The following is a 14413-nucleotide window of genomic DNA, read 5'->3' on the forward strand; positions in this document are numbered from 1 at the left end:
AATAACAACAGTTCAAAAAATGATACAAATATCTAACAGAAAGGTGAGGACAATTTATGCCAAAACCAAAGGCCGGGACCGGTCAGAAAAACCTGATCGCACACAATCTGGTGGAGCTCAGGAGAAGGCACAGATACTCCCAGAGGCTGCTGGCTTACAAACTTCAGCTTGCCGGATACGATATGGATAAAAATGTGATCACAAGGATAGAGACGAACAGGCGATATGTCACGGATATAGAACTGAAAGCTTTCTGTGAAGTGTTTGGCGTCTCCTACGAAGATCTGATCGATGGGAAGCAGGATGACCGGACAGTAGGATTTTAACAGTTGTCTTTTTTCATCTGTTTATCCGGTCCTGCGCAGAAAGTAAAACTGCCGTTCCAAGGCCGACTCTTTTGGCCCCTGGAATGGCAGTTTTTGTCCGGTCACTACAGCAGCTTTTTTAAATCCGCCATAAATTCCGGAAGTCTTTCTTCTTCATTGTAAAAGTGGAATCCCCATATTCTATAATCATTGTCATCCGCAAGGATCACTTTCGGAACAGCCTGTTTTTCCATCTGCAGCAAAAACTCCTCTTTCCAGCTGTCTGTCTTTAACAGATGGCTTCCTTTGGGTTCGATAAACACCTGAAGCTGTTCGTAACCACTCTGTTTCTGTCCATCCGCCCCTGCCTTCGGAGAATGAAGGAACAGCACATAGTCGGGTTCAAATCCCTTTCCTTCATCAAAAGAGTAGAGATGGAACTGGCGTTCATTTCTTACCAGCCAGACTTTATCATATTTTTCCTTCAGTTTTTTCACATAAGTGGAAAAATATGCCACAAATGCTTTTTCCTCAGTCGTGCCGAAATTATCCTCATAGGCGAACCAGTCTTCTTTCGACAGATCCATCCTCCACTCTTCCGGCACGGACCCGGCATTCTGAGAAGTGCCTACACTGGCGTCTGCCGGATTTTTATAGGTACAGTGCCTGTCAGTAAAGACCTCTCTTATATACTGCGGAGTAAACACATACGATCCTCTGTAAGTCTCATCAATTGAAGCAATATTGCTGCTGATTACGCCAAGTACCCGCGCGCATGCTTCATACAGCAGGGAGGGAGAGGGTGTCTGGTATTTTGAGAAGATCTCCATCTGGATCTCTCCCAGATAATTCCCGCTCGTGATAAATTCCCGGGTAGAGGTAAGATTCGGGAAGTACTTTTTCAACCTATGGAACCGATATACTCTATATTTGCACAACGCCTTCTGAACTACTGCGTAGTTCATCCTGGCTATTTCTGAAAATGTGGCCGGATACCGTTCATATTCTGCCATGGACTCTGTTCCGTCACTGTCCTCAAGGATTGTATCTTCCCCTGAACTTCCGGCGGCAAATCTGACTCTGTATACCTTCTCTCTCACAGATAAGGGCAGCCCGAAAACATGTCCCCTGGGCTCCGCCTCCCGGCTGTTCACAAAGATCATTCCCTCCCTGTACAGGGGATCTTTCTTAAACGCTTCTTTCAGCACATAGGTACAGGTAACCGTATGATCTTCTCCAAGTCCGATCTCCCGCAGCGCGTCCCTTAACTCATTAATATAACGGCTCTCATTCTGACAGTGATAGTACAGCTCCTCGCAGATCCGCAGGGGATGCTCCAGATCTCTGTCATATTTACGCCGGTACTTTTCCTGATCCTCATTGAGCCGGAACGGACAGTATCTGGCGCCCCGCCCGATCAGCTGGGCCTCTGAGATCGTCGTGGGAGAGATTTTCTTTCCGCCTGACTGACGGGTCTCATACAGGCGCACGATGTCAAACAGATTGAGCACATCCCAGCCTTCATCCAGTTTTTTCACTTCAAAGACCGCCCGGTATGGATTGTCCGCATCTTCCAGAGAATTCAGCGCGATCTGTCTCTCCTCGGCCTCTTTATCATCATTCACCGAGATGCAGTGCTCCGGACTGAAATCCTCCTTAAGCTCCTGGGCCAGCTGTTCGAATGAAATCCCGTTTTCCGCAAAATACCGGTACACTCTGGCCATTGTGGCATTGTCAGTCAGTCGGGAAATACGCTCCAGCTCTGCTCCGGTCAGCCTGCTGATCCTGTCCTGGAACTGCCCCATGAACTTCCTGCTGTCGACGATCGTCAGCGCTTTAAAAAGCACTACCGGTTTCACGGACAGACGGTGATCCTGAAAAATCTTCAGGCGGAACTGGCTGAGGACAGCTGCCTGGAGCGCCCGCTCCATCCGGTCGATATCACAGCGCAGTGTCTTGATCTCCTTAGAGTAGCCATCCGCCCGGAACTTTGCCAGAGAATAGTCAAAAATAATCTTGTCCTCATATTCATCCCGGATAGAAGGGTTGCTCAGCTCACAGGTCGCTGTAAATTCCAGCAGGACATTGTCCTTCCGGGCTCCGAAGATCCTGCGGACTGTAGATTCCCAGCTGTGGTAGCTGAGTTCCTCGTCTTTGTTCTTTTCCCGCATTTTTGTATCCGCGTTCAGATGATGGGCCTCATCTGATATAAACACCACCTTCTGTTCCGCAAAATCTTCAAACGAAACGCCGTTCTCTTTCGCGTTCAGAAGATCCATATGGAGTCCTTGTGTTGTCGTAAAACAGAGATTGATGGCAGAGTCATCACTGCACTGAAAATTGGGCACTTCCTTTACCGGCACTCTCTCCCCGCCGATCCGGATCTCCTTCGCGAAAAGATACTTGGAAGAAAGGCTGTTCAGGAAATTCTCTTTCGTCTTCTGGACGATGTTGGAAAGATTTACAAAAAACAGGAAATTCCGGTACCCCTTCTCGTACAGATACAGGATCAACCCTGCCATGATCAGGGTTTTCCCGCTTCCCGTAGCCATATGGAACAGATTCTGGACCGGATGCGGCCTGTTATCGCTCTCAAACCAGGTTATATAGTTTTCGAATGCGGCAATCTGATACGGACGCAGCTCAAAGTCTGGATTCAGATTCTCCGGAATAAATTCCGGCATTTTCCCAAACTGTCCGAATCGACGCAGAACCTCCATATCCTCATACAGGAATGACATTATGATACCTCCCCATAGAAGCTCTTTGTAAACTTTTTATCATTTTCAGAAATATTAAAGTTTACATCATCAATATCACAATAATTGACATAGAGCTGATTTTTATCCAGCAGTTCCATCAGAAAACGCTTTTTCTCCCCAAGGGTCAGCACCTGAAAGTCTTCAGAATCCAGAGCGATCTCAGCCGGATCCACCAGGTAGCTTATAAAACCTGTAGCTATAATCTCCTCATAGATCCCAGACAACTCTTCCTCAGTTTCTGCCGTTTCGATCGCGTCCACATAGTTCTGGTTCAGTCTGGCAAGCCCGCAGTATACAAATGAGCCCCCGCCTTTCCATCCATTCTTTTTGGAGATGCCGCTCTGATCTCCTTCGATCACCTTCTTTAGTCTCCTGACCATGATATCCACATGTCTGTCCAGCTGCTCGCACACGATGTAGCGGCGTTTCAGCTTGTGGGCTGCCGCGGCTGTGGTTCCCGTCCCTCCGAAAAGATCCAGTACCAGGTCTCCTTCTTCTGTATGTGCTTTTATAATACGTTCCAGAAGTTTTTCTGATTTCTGCCCCTTCACTTCGTCATCCGGCTCCAGCATTTTTGACACGGTCTCCCCGGAGAATGACACGATGGCGATACTGTTAAGATCATCGTATTCACTGGCATTCCACACATCTTCAATGGGATACCGCTCTGCCTCCGTATTTGCGATGTCCTTAAATTCTGCTCTGGGAATATAATTCTTAATAAATTTCAGTCTTTTGCTGTCCTTTGCGTAAAACAGGATTGTGTCATGATTCCGGATCCAGTTGTTGTCTGCCGTCTTATATCCCGACAACCAGCCGATGCGCCAGATGATCTCCCTCTGGAAATTTTCCTCCCCGAAAATCCCATCCATCAGCACCTTTGCATAATGGACTTCATGGTAATCAAGCTGGACATAGATGGCGCCGTCGGGGGCCAAAAGCCTCCGGGCGATCTCCAGACGGTTCTTCATAAATGTCAGCCAGCTGCTCCTGCTGAACCGGTCATTATAAGAAAAAGAATCTGTCTGTGTATTGTATGGCGGATCCATATAAATCAGTTTTACCTGTCCTTCATACCTGCGGAGCAGTGAAGCGGCAGAAAGAAGATTGTTCCCGTTCAAAATCAGATTATCCTCCGGAAGGACAGAGGAGATCTCTTCTTCTCCCTCCGCTGAATAACGTTTCGCCCCTGTCATGACTTTGGGATACAGAAGCCGGTCCACTTCATCAGGCGCCAGGGTCTCGTTGTAGAAAATCTCCGTACGTTTCTGATCCTCTTTTGTCTGTCCGCCCTCAAGTACACAGTCTTTATATGGGAACACCAGCTCCACATCATTGGATGCGGACAAAAGCTCCCCTTTGTTGTCTGCAAGTCCGATCTTATTCTTATAGCGGGTATAGGAATCCGGCTGAAATTCCCGGTTGTTGACGACCCAGCCGAATCCGATCTTATCAAACACAGAAATCCCGTCGACTTCCGTGAAAAACCTTTCCCTGGTTACACTGTTCTTATAAAGCAGGGAAAGAAGCGCCGGATCCATTTTCATCGCGTCTTCATAGACAGCATTGCGCAGCAGTTCGCCCTCCTGGGAAAAATAACGTTCATCCTGTCTCAACACTTTGAGTACAGTATCAAAAAACTCTTTCATCTTTGTACTACGATTCCTTTCTGCTGAAAAAGATAAGCGTACCATTATCCCTAACAGTACGCTTATCTTATTTAACTGTTATTCTCTATCCTGTCAGTTTAATCCGGCAAATCAGTCAGGCGATATCTGCTGTCTGATTATGCGTTCTTTTTCGCGATTGCTGCCTGAGCCGCTGCCAGTCTTGCAACCGGTACACGGAACGGTGAGCAGGATACATAGTCAAGTCCGATATCATTGCAGAACTCTACAGAGCTCGGATCTCCGCCGTGCTCGCCGCAGATACCCATATGGAGATTGGAATTTGCAGCTTTTCCAAGATCGATGGCCATCTTCATCAGCTTGCCGACACCTGACTGATCCAGTTTTGCGAACGGATCATTCTCGAAGATCTTCGCGTCATAGTAAGCGTTCAGGAACTTGCCGGCGTCATCACGGGAGAATCCGTATGTCATCTGTGTAAGGTCGTTCGTACCGAAGCAGAAGAAATCAGCCTCTTTCGCGATCTCATCAGCTGTAAGGGCAGCTCTCGGGATCTCGATCATCGTACCAACTTCGTATTTCAGGTCGCTTCCTGCTGCCGCGATCTCAGCGTCAGCTGTCTCAACGACGAATTTCTTCACGTACTTGAGCTCTTTCACATCGCCTACCAGCGGGATCATGATCTCGGGAACAATGTTCCAGTCCGGATGTGCTTTCTTCACATTGATCGCCGCGCGGATAACAGCCTTTGTCTGCATCTTCGCGATTTCCGGATATGTGACTGCCAGACGGCATCCACGGTGTCCCATCATCGGATTGAATTCATGGAGGCTGTCAATGATCGTCTTGATCTGCTCTACTGTCTTGCCCTGAGCGTCAGCCAGTTTCTTGATGTCCTCTTCCTCCGTCGGAACGAACTCGTGAAGCGGCGGGTCAAGGAAACGGATGGTAACTGGGTTGCCCTCGAGAGCTTCATACAGAGCCTCGAAGTCTCCCTGCTGATACGGAAGGACTTTCTCAAGAGCTGTCTCTCTCTCTTCCTCTGTCTCCGCACAGATCATCTCACGGAACGCGTCGATTCTGCCCTCGCCAAAGAACATATGCTCTGTACGGCACAGACCGATACCTTCCGCGCCCAGCTCAACTGCTTTCTTGGCGTCAGCCGGAGTATCCGCATTCGTGCGGACATTCATTGTCCTGTATTTGTCAGCCCAATCCATGATACGGCCGAACTCACCTGCGATGGTGGCGTCTACTGTCGGGATGATTCCGTCGTAGATATTACCTGTTGTACCATCGATGGAGATCGGGTCTCCCTCATGGAACTCTTTTCCGCCCAGTGTAAATTTCTTGTTTGCCTCATCCATAGCGATATCACCGCATCCGGATACACAGCACTCGCCCATACCACGCGCGACAACGGCCGCGTGAGATGTCATACCGCCGCGGACTGTAAGAATACCCTGTGCGCTCTTCATACCGGTAATGTCTTCCGGTGATGTCTCAAGACGGACAAGGATCACTTTTTCTCCTCTCTCGGCCCACTCTACCGCATCATCAGCAGTGAAGACAATTTTACCGCATGCAGCTCCCGGTGAAGCGCCAAGGCCTTTGCCCATCGGTGTCGCAGCCTTCAGTGCGGCAGCGTCGAACTGCGGGTGAAGCAGGGTGTCAAGGTTACGCGGATCGATCATAGCTACTGCTTCTTCCTCAGATCTCATACCCTCATCAACAAGATCGCAGGCGATCTTCAGAGCAGCCTGAGCTGTCCTCTTACCGTTACGTGTCTGAAGCATGTACAGTTTTCCGTGCTCAACGGTAAACTCCATATCCTGCATGTCTCTGTAGTGTGTCTCCAGAGTCTGGCAAACTTCTTTGAACTGTTTGAATGCCTCCGGGAATTTCTCTTCCATCTCGGAGATATGCATCGGTGTACGTACACCTGCAACAACGTCTTCGCCCTGAGCGTTTGTCAGGAACTCGCCGAACAGTCCCTTTGCGCCTGTAGCCGGGTCACGTGTAAACGCAACACCTGTACCGCAGTCGTCTCCCATGTTTCCGAATGCCATCATCTGCACGTTGACAGCTGTTCCCCATGAATACGGGATATCGTTGTCGCGGCGGTATACATTTGCTCTGGGGTTGTCCCAGGAACGGAACACAGCCTTGACAGCGCCTACCAGCTGCTCTTTCGCGTCTGCCGGGAAGTCTGTTCCAATCTTCTCTTTATACTCAGCCTTGAACTGTCCTGCCAGAGTCTTCAGGTCCTCTGCTGTCAGCTCAACATCCTGAGTTACGCCTTTCTCTGCTTTCATCTTATCGATGAGCTCTTCGAAGTATTTCTTTCCTACTTCCATAACTACATCTGAATACATCTGGATGAATCTTCTGTAGCAGTCCCAGGCCCAGCGCGGATTTCCTGACGCAGCTGCCAGAGCCTCCACAACTTCCTCGTTCAGACCAAGGTTCAGGATCGTGTCCATCATACCAGGCATGGAAGCTCTCGCGCCGGAACGTACAGAAACGAGAAGCGGATTCTCCTTGTCTCCAAATTTCTTCCCCGTGATCTCTTCCAGTTTTGCCATAGCGTCCATGATCTGGCTCATGATCTCGTCATTGATCTGTCTGCCATCCTCATAGTACTGAGTACAAGCCTCTGTCGTAACAGTGAATCCCTGCGGAACCGGGAGTCCCAGGCCTGTCATCTCTGCAAGGTTGGCGCCTTTTCCGCCAAGAAGGTTCCTCATTGTAGCGTTACCTTCTGTGAACATATAAACCCATTTTGTTGCCATGTTCCAATGACCTCCTCAAATAATTTGCAAATATTTCTGCAATAATTCGCATATAATATTCTAATGGTTTTGGGGGGCTCCGTCAAGCGTTTTATAGGGAAAGATGCGGAATATCACTCGATCGTCCAGCCCGCGCTTTCCAGATTTTCTGTGGTCGCTTTCAGAGAGAGCTGGGTAAGGTTTTCATTGTCCACCGGAAGCAGCCCCTGCTCGATCACCGCTTTCAAAGTATCTCCTTCTGTGGGGATAACGATTTGCTCTACAAGCTGCCCGTCCTGTTCCTCGCAGCTGTATTCCACACCCTCCAGATCGTTGTAGATATCTTCGGCAGATTCCACCGTGGTCGTGACTGCCTCGATCTGTTCCTCAGTAAATCCTTCCAGATCGATCGTTGACTCCTGGGTGATCCTTGTTACCGTGTCACCCTTTGCGTCAAAAGTCATGGTCACGGTCACTCCATTCTGTTCCATTGTGGCCACAGCGGCCCCTTGAACCTCTTTTTCTCCGCCGCAAGCTGTCATTCCCAGCGCGGCAGCACCCGTTAAAAGTGCACATAACAGTTTTTTCATAAGCTTTTCTCCCTTTCTTTGTTTTTGACACAACTGTTATGGGTATCATATCACGCTTTCTTGCGGCGGAGCAATGTTTTCCATCCCTGCCGAAAATTTTCAGCGATATCTACAATATCCTTTATAAACTGCCTGCTCATTCAAAATTCTCACATCTTGAGAAATGCCCGGTAGCCCTTTACCGCTTCATAAACATCCGCCTTGCTGGATACCTCGTAGGGAGCATGCATATTCAGAACGGCAACTCCGCTGTCGATCACTTCCATACCGTAATTTGCCATAATATAGGCGATGGTTCCGCCGCCGCCCAGGTCCACACGGCCCAGTTCTGCGAACTGATAGGCAACCTGCGCGTCATCCATGGCCTTACGCAGAGCAGCGATGTATTCCGCATTCGCGTCATTTGATCCGGATTTCCCCCTGCTTCCTGTAAATTTATTAAATGTGATCCCGCCTGCCAGAAATGCAGAACTTCGTTTTTCAAACGCTTCCGCGAACATCGGATCAAAGGCCGCGCTTACATCTGATGAGAGCATCCTGGAATTCATGAGCGCTCTCCTGACCTTCAGCTCCGATTCCCCTTCTGTCGCGGCCACCAGCTCTGCCACAATATTTTCAAAAAAGCGAGAATGCATGCCGGTCGCTCCCACACTGCCGATCTCTTCCTTGTCGACCAGAAGACAGCACCCTGTCCTTTTCGCCTCCGTCACGTCCAGCATAGCAAAAAGCGACGTAAACGCGCACACTCTGTCGTCTTGTCCGTAGGAAAGAATCATGCTCCGGTCAAGTCCACAGTCTCGGGCTTTCCCGGCAGGAACAATCTCCAGTTCCGCAGAGGTAAAATCCTCCTCTTCCATACCATATTTTTCTTTCAAAAGCCGCAGAACATTCGCCTTGACTGCGTCTTTCTGTTCCCCGCGCACAGCGTCTCCGTCATCCGCCGGTGAATCACTGTCTTTCCCCTCCGTATTTATCTCATCCAGCACTGCGTCTATGGGACGATTACCGATCAGAAGATCCAGTTTTTCTCCATCGATGACTTTCGATGCCTTTTTCTCCAGCTGCTCCTGGGCCAGATGGACCAGAAGATCTGTGATCACAAATACCGGATCACCTGCATCCTCACCGATATTTACTTTTACCACCGTTCCATCCTTCTTCACGATAACTCCATGCAAAGAAAGCGGCTGTGCCACCCACTGGTATTTCTTGATCCCTCCATAATAATGAGTATCCAGATAAGAAAAGCCTTCATTCTCATAAAGCGGATTCTGCTTCACATCAACACGGGGCGAATCAATATGAGCTCCCAGAATATTCATTCCAGCCGAGATCGGTTCTTCCCCGATCCGGAATAAAGCCAGCATTTTGTCCATATTCACAGCATAGACTCTGTCGCCCGCTTTCAGCTTCTTCTCAGACGAGAGTATCTCCTCCAGGCTTTGATATCCGGCTTCCTCCGCCATACGGATACCCAGTTCCACACATTCCCGTTCCGTCTTACCCGCATCCAGGCATGCTTTGTATTTCTCATTAATCCTGTCCAGTTCCATCAGCTGCTCTTTATTGTATGTGTTCCAAATATTCTTTCTCTCCATTGCATGTCCACCTTTCTAATCGGGGACGTAGTAAAATTGAATTTGACTACGTCCCCGATTGAAAATAACTACGTCCCAAATTGAATTTTACCCTGTCCCTTTTTATCTATTTTTCAATTATACAACTTTTTATACACCGATACAATCGCTCAGATCTCGCCTTTGATATATTCAGCTCTTTCTGAAGTTTTTCTTTATATCGACATCTCATCTCAAAATTTTCAATCACTTCCCGTGGCTCTTCAAAACCATTTAAACGGGCTTCCCGCTCCAGAATACTCAAAGCCACCTTGACAAGCTGTCCGTCCACTTCTTCTGGTATATCAATAAAAATCTGCCTTTGTGTTTTTGTATGGGATTCAAGAAATTCTTCAAAACATGTAAATTCTGACCTGTAAATTTTCAACGCTTTTGGTGATATTATCCGACATTTCCCCGCTTCGTATTCTTTAAGACTAGAAAAATTGTAATTCAGCGGGGTTTTCGCAATATTTGCATTCACAGGATTCATATGGATATATCTGATACAATTCCAAAAATATTGTTCAGTCTCCACACATTCACTTTTAAATCTGTCCTGAAAAACATGCCCGTTTCGATTGTGTTTAAAATTGTAATATTCTGCAAATTCTGCCAAGACAATGGCTAAATAGTGAGATAAGAGTTTTAGATCAACACGAATCAGAATATGAAAATGCGTCGACATAATAACATACGCATATATTTCAATATCATGATCTTTAAGATGCTTCAAAAGAATTCTGATAAAATTGTTCTTTTCTCTTTTTTGTTTAAAAATAGGCTCCCTGTTAATCCCTCGTGCTATCACATGATATACATCTGTGCTGCTCCTCTTGCGCGCAGTCCGCGGCATCCTTTCACCCCTTTCATAATTTGGGACAGGGTAAAATTCAATTTGGGACGTAGTCATTTTTGATTTGGGACGTAGTAAAACTGAATTTTACTACGTCCCCGAATATTACCATTCGAATTTTTTTTCGAAATAGGCCTTCAGATCTTCTATCTGAATCCTCTCCTGTTCCATTGTGTCACGGTCACGCACCGTAACAGCCCCGTCTTCTTCCGAGTCAAAATCGTAGGTCACGCAGTATGGAGTTCCGATCTCGTCCTGACGGCGGTAGCGTTTTCCGATATTGCCGCGGTCATCGAATTCACAGTTGTAATATTTGCTCAGCTCCATATAGATCTTTTCCGCTCCTTCATTCAGCTTTTTGGACAAAGGCAGAACTCCGATCTTGACCGGTGCCAGAGTAGGATGGAAATGAAGCACGGTACGCATATCCGGCTTCTCTTCTGTCCCGATATTCTCCTCGTCATAGGCGCTGCATAAAAATGCCAGCACCATTCGGTCCGCACCCAGCGACGGTTCAATCACGTACGGAATATATTTTTCTTTTGCTTCATCATCGAAATACGTCAGATCCTGTCCTGACACATTCTGATGCTGAGTCAGGTCATAGTCTGTGCGGTCCGCGATGCCCCACAGCTCACCCCATCCGAACGGGAACAGGAATTCCACATCGGTCGTAGCTTTGCTGTAGAATGACAGTTCTTCTTTATCATGATCGCGGTAACGGACTTCGTCCTCTTTCAGTCCCAGGGAGGAAAGCCAGTTCAGGCAGAAACTCTTCCAATAATCGAACCACTCAAGATCTGTATCCGGCTTACAGAAGAATTCCAGTTCCATCTGCTCAAACTCCCTTGTCCGGAATGTAAAGTTGCCCGGCGTGATCTCATTGCGGAAAGATTTGCCGATCTGCGCAATGCCGAAGGGCAGTTTTTTTCTGGATGTACGCTGTACATTCTTAAAATTTACAAAAATGCCCTGCGCTGTTTCAGGCCTTAAATATACAACATTCTTGGCGTCTTCTGTCACACCCTGGAATGTCTTGAACATCAGGTTGAACTGACGGATGTCCGTGAAATTGTGTTTGCCGCAGGTGGGGCAGGGTATCTGATGTTCCTCGATAAATGCGGTCATCTGTTCCTGTGACCAGCCGTCTACAGAACCATCCAGATGAATCTCTTTTTCCTCGCAGTAATCTTCGATCAGCTTATCCGCACGGAAACGCTCATGGCATTCTTTGCAGTCCATCAGAGGATCGCTGAAGCCTCCAAGATGTCCCGATGCCACCCAGGTCTGGGGATTCATCAGAATCGCACAGTCCACGCCTACATTGTAGGGATTTTCCTGCACGAATTTTTTCCACCATGCTTTCTTCACATTATTCTTCAGCTCTACGCCAAGATTGCCGTAATCCCACGTATTCGCAAGGCCGCCGTAGATTTCGGAGCCCGGATATACGAACCCCCTTGACTTGGCCAGCGCTACGATCTTATCCATTGTCTTTTCAACCATATCTGTGTTCCTCACATTCTTTTTTCAGTCGGTTCCTATTATAACGGGTATACCCAGAATTTTCAAGGGCTACAGCAATGTCTCCAGTATCTCAAGAGACTTGAATCTCCTCCCTACATTTACCTCCATAAGTCTGCTCATTACCTTGCCTAATTCTCCAAGCACTTTGTCTGTCACTGTAAATGTATACAACTTCTCTATACTGCTGGATTCTATATATTGCATGCTATATAAAGTCGAATTATCAAGGATCATTCCGTCAATGACACCTTGGCCGCATTCCCCGCACACCAGCCCTCCCCTAGCCGGACTAAACACCGCAGGCTTGTCCCGATTCCCGCAGATAACACACTGAAAGACCTGGGGCGCCTGCCCATTAACAGTCAGAGCTTTCAGTTCAAATATGTAGCGGATCAGCTGATCTGGTATGTGTGGATTTGTAAGAGCACGGAGTGTCTGGTACAGAAGCCGGAGCATCTCCCGCTCATCATTGGCCTCCTTGGTATAATAATCTGCAAACTCCAGAAAATAGAATCCATAGTAAGCTCCGATCATATCCTCCCTCAGTTCTGCAAAATAGTTGGTAATGCTGGCGGACTGGATTGTATAGGACGTCCGCCCCGCATACATGGTAAATTCGCCGAACGAGAAAGGGTTGACAGCGCCCACGAGGGGGCTGTTCGGCCGCCTTGCTCCTCTGGCAAACGCTGAGATCTTTCCCTGTTCTTTTGTAAGGATGACCACACGTCGGTCATATTCTCCTACCGGCATGGTCGAGAGTACCATGCCGGTCAGTACGATCTGATTCACATGATTCCTTTCTGCCAGACCACAGCTTTTCCGTTCTAATATCTTTGCGGTCTGCGCTGATGTAATTACTGTCATTGAGCGGCCTGCCGGACGGCCTTTCATTCCCTGATCCGTTATTTCCGGCAACTGTATCGCTCTGATGCTCGTTCAAACTGCTGTTTTTATAATTCAGATAGTCATCGATCTTACCTGTCATCATAAACTGCTCCCAGTATGTCTCTTTCATCGGCGCACCTCTTCTTACGTGTTTTATTTCCCTGAAGCCCGGCACTGCCAGTAACAGATCTACATTTTCCAGTTCCGTCATATTCGGCTTTGTGCTGTTATGGGAGATATCATTTAGGTTCCCCGATTTGGACAGGCACTATACTGCATAAAAAATACCATATTATTTTAACCGAAAACGCCTTGACATACAATTTTTCCCCGACTATATCTTTCTCTGTTCATATACTGCTCAGTCAGTACAGATGTCCAGAAGCTTATAGACTCCATAGACCCCTGCCGCGATCACTGCCGCCAGACCAAGATGAATGAAAAACAGCGTGTTTTTAAAGAAAATATCCACTGCTACGCATACAAGGATAATGGCGATGAACAACACCATCCACTTTACACGAAATCCTCCGAGATCCTGAAACGCACTCCGCGTAATAAATCTGACCAGATCACTGTCAGAATGCTCAGTGCCGGCAGGATGTCCCGTGCCTGTGCCATTATTTTCTCATGGATCTTCAATTTTGGTATTTCGTGGATTACATTGTCACAAAACGCTTGGCAATCTTCTCCGATCATCGTCCTGGCATCATCGCCCCGCCGTTCTCCGTCAATCACCATCTGAATGATATCATGACGCACTCTTTCCTGTTCATAATAGCTGATATCAGCTCCTCTGAGATATACTATAATATCTGTAAGCACGTCCTGAGATTCCCTGCTCAGTTCTTTTTCCATCTGGTTATTCTCTGCCAGCAGCTGATTTCTCCGTCTGCTCATCTAACATTCCCTCCATATCAAGAGCAAGTCTTTCTACTGCTCCGGTCAGTTCCCGGTAGCTCTCTAAAAAATCTCTTAATTCTGCTCTTCCCTTCTCTGTCAACATATAATATTTTCGTTTCGGTCCCAGATCTGATTCCCGGAATACCGCAGTCACTGCCTCATTTTTCTCAAGACGCAGAAGGAGTGGATAGATTGTCCCCTCAGCAATCGTGCCAAATCCATATTGTTCCAGCCGGCGGGATATTTCATATCCGTATGTCTCCTCTCTGCTGAGAATCGCCAGCACACACCCTTCCAACGTTCCTTTGAGCATTTGCGACGGGATCATGCTTTCACCTGCCTTGTATTGCAACATAGTTTTCTATATTGTATTACAAAGTAGCCAGCCCGTCAATCTTTCTTTCACAGTAAATCCTCCCCGTCCTCTACTATACTCGAACAGAGCTCATACAAATACATCAGCCTTTTTCAAATAGACTTACTTATAGTGTGGTGATTTATATTTATAAAAAGACTGCCGGCGCTTGCTTGCCTGCAGTCTTTTTTCATGGCACATATGTTACATTCAGT

At 47.5% G+C, this 14413-nt stretch carries 13 protein-coding genes; 1 reads left to right on the plus strand and 12 read right to left on the minus strand.

Features of this window, described 5'->3' with window-relative positions; all coding sequences use genetic code 11:
- The first annotated feature begins 56 nt into the window (after positions 1-56).
- A complete protein-coding gene (locus BQ7367_RS00710) occupies positions 57-326 on the plus strand; it encodes a helix-turn-helix domain-containing protein (RefSeq protein WP_072523715.1) in 270 nt (89 codons plus the stop codon).
- Between the two features lie 104 nt (positions 327-430).
- On the opposite strand, the gene BQ7367_RS00715 is transcribed toward BQ7367_RS00710, so the two are convergent.
- The 12 genes from BQ7367_RS00715 to BQ7367_RS00765 all read right to left on the minus strand — a co-directional run bounded on the left by BQ7367_RS00715 (position 431) and on the right by BQ7367_RS00765 (position 14171).
- Complete coding sequence (locus tag BQ7367_RS00715; protein WP_072523716.1) at positions 431-3046, minus strand: DEAD/DEAH box helicase family protein; 2616 nt, start codon at positions 3044-3046, stop codon at positions 431-433.
- The gene (locus tag BQ7367_RS00720) at positions 3046-4716 is read right to left on the minus strand and encodes a DNA methyltransferase (RefSeq protein WP_072523717.1); all 1671 of its coding nucleotides are present in this window, start codon (positions 4714-4716) and stop codon (positions 3046-3048) included. Before BQ7367_RS00720 ends, BQ7367_RS00715 begins: the two co-directional genes overlap by 1 nt.
- A gap of 137 nt (positions 4717-4853) precedes the next feature.
- The gene (ppdK, locus tag BQ7367_RS00725; RefSeq protein ID WP_072523718.1) at positions 4854-7487 is read right to left on the minus strand and encodes a pyruvate, phosphate dikinase; all 2634 of its coding nucleotides are present in this window, start codon (positions 7485-7487) and stop codon (positions 4854-4856) included.
- Between the two features lie 113 nt (positions 7488-7600).
- Positions 7601-8056 carry a DUF1307 domain-containing protein gene (locus BQ7367_RS00730; protein ID WP_072523719.1) on the minus strand — a complete coding sequence of 152 codons (456 nt, stop codon included), beginning with the start codon at positions 8054-8056 and terminating at the stop codon, positions 7601-7603.
- Between the two features lie 149 nt (positions 8057-8205).
- Positions 8206-9654, minus strand: coding sequence for an aminopeptidase (locus BQ7367_RS00735; protein ID WP_072523720.1), 1449 nt, complete (start codon positions 9652-9654; stop codon positions 8206-8208).
- Between the two features lie 106 nt (positions 9655-9760).
- Entirely contained in the window at positions 9761-10483 is a 723-nt protein-coding gene (locus BQ7367_RS00740) for a transposase (RefSeq protein ID WP_159431601.1), read from the minus strand.
- Positions 10484-10633: 150 nt separating this feature from the next.
- Entirely contained in the window at positions 10634-12034 is a 1401-nt protein-coding gene (locus tag BQ7367_RS00745) for a glycine--tRNA ligase (protein ID WP_072523722.1), read from the minus strand.
- A gap of 69 nt (positions 12035-12103) precedes the next feature.
- A complete protein-coding gene (gene recO / locus BQ7367_RS00750) occupies positions 12104-12844 on the minus strand; it encodes a DNA repair protein RecO (RefSeq protein ID WP_235837509.1) in 741 nt (246 codons plus the stop codon).
- On the minus strand, positions 12786-13070 hold the full coding sequence (locus BQ7367_RS14525; protein WP_200786669.1) for a hypothetical protein: 285 nt from the start codon (positions 13068-13070) through the stop codon (positions 12786-12788). The genes recO and BQ7367_RS14525 overlap by 59 nt, the downstream gene beginning before the upstream one ends.
- Positions 13071-13301: 231 nt before the next feature.
- The gene (locus BQ7367_RS14395; protein WP_159431602.1) at positions 13302-13451 is read right to left on the minus strand and encodes a hypothetical protein; all 150 of its coding nucleotides are present in this window, start codon (positions 13449-13451) and stop codon (positions 13302-13304) included.
- A 5-nt stretch (positions 13452-13456) separates the two neighbouring features.
- Entirely contained in the window at positions 13457-13840 is a 384-nt protein-coding gene (locus BQ7367_RS00760; protein ID WP_072523725.1) for a hypothetical protein, read from the minus strand.
- On the minus strand, positions 13803-14171 hold the full coding sequence (locus BQ7367_RS00765; RefSeq protein WP_072523726.1) for a PadR family transcriptional regulator: 369 nt from the start codon (positions 14169-14171) through the stop codon (positions 13803-13805). The genes BQ7367_RS00760 and BQ7367_RS00765 overlap by 38 nt, the downstream gene beginning before the upstream one ends.
- Positions 14172-14413: the final 242 nt, after the last annotated feature.

The organism is Clostridium sp. Marseille-P3244, from assembly GCF_900120155.1.
In the GTDB taxonomy this organism is placed as follows: Bacteria; Bacillota; Clostridia; order Lachnospirales; family Lachnospiraceae; genus Mediterraneibacter.

What these genes read in the sequence shown, in the direction of transcription:
- BQ7367_RS00710 (WP_072523715.1), top strand. Translation starts at nt 57, where the DNA reads ATGCCAAAACCAAAGGCCGGGACCGGTCAGAAAAACCTGATCGCACAC.
- BQ7367_RS00715 (WP_072523716.1), bottom strand. Translation starts at nt 3,046, where the DNA reads ATGTCATTCCTGTATGAGGATATGGAGGTTCTGCGTCGATTCGGACAG.
- BQ7367_RS00720 (WP_072523717.1), bottom strand. Translation starts at nt 4,716, where the DNA reads ATGAAAGAGTTTTTTGATACTGTACTCAAAGTGTTGAGACAGGATGAA.
- ppdK (WP_072523718.1), bottom strand. Translation starts at nt 7,487, where the DNA reads ATGGCAACAAAATGGGTTTATATGTTCACAGAAGGTAACGCTACAATG.
- BQ7367_RS00730 (WP_072523719.1), bottom strand. Translation starts at nt 8,056, where the DNA reads ATGAAAAAACTGTTATGTGCACTTTTAACGGGTGCTGCCGCGCTGGGA.
- BQ7367_RS00735 (WP_072523720.1), bottom strand. Translation starts at nt 9,654, where the DNA reads ATGGAGAGAAAGAATATTTGGAACACATACAATAAAGAGCAGCTGATG.
- BQ7367_RS00745 (WP_072523722.1), bottom strand. Translation starts at nt 12,034, where the DNA reads ATGGTTGAAAAGACAATGGATAAGATCGTAGCGCTGGCCAAGTCAAGG.
- BQ7367_RS14525 (WP_200786669.1), bottom strand. Translation starts at nt 13,070, where the DNA reads ATGAAAGAGACATACTGGGAGCAGTTTATGATGACAGGTAAGATCGAT.
- BQ7367_RS14395 (WP_159431602.1), bottom strand. Translation starts at nt 13,451, where the DNA reads ATGGTGTTGTTCATCGCCATTATCCTTGTATGCGTAGCAGTGGATATT.
- BQ7367_RS00760 (WP_072523725.1), bottom strand. Translation starts at nt 13,840, where the DNA reads ATGAGCAGACGGAGAAATCAGCTGCTGGCAGAGAATAACCAGATGGAA.
- BQ7367_RS00765 (WP_072523726.1), bottom strand. Translation starts at nt 14,171, where the DNA reads ATGATCCCGTCGCAAATGCTCAAAGGAACGTTGGAAGGGTGTGTGCTG.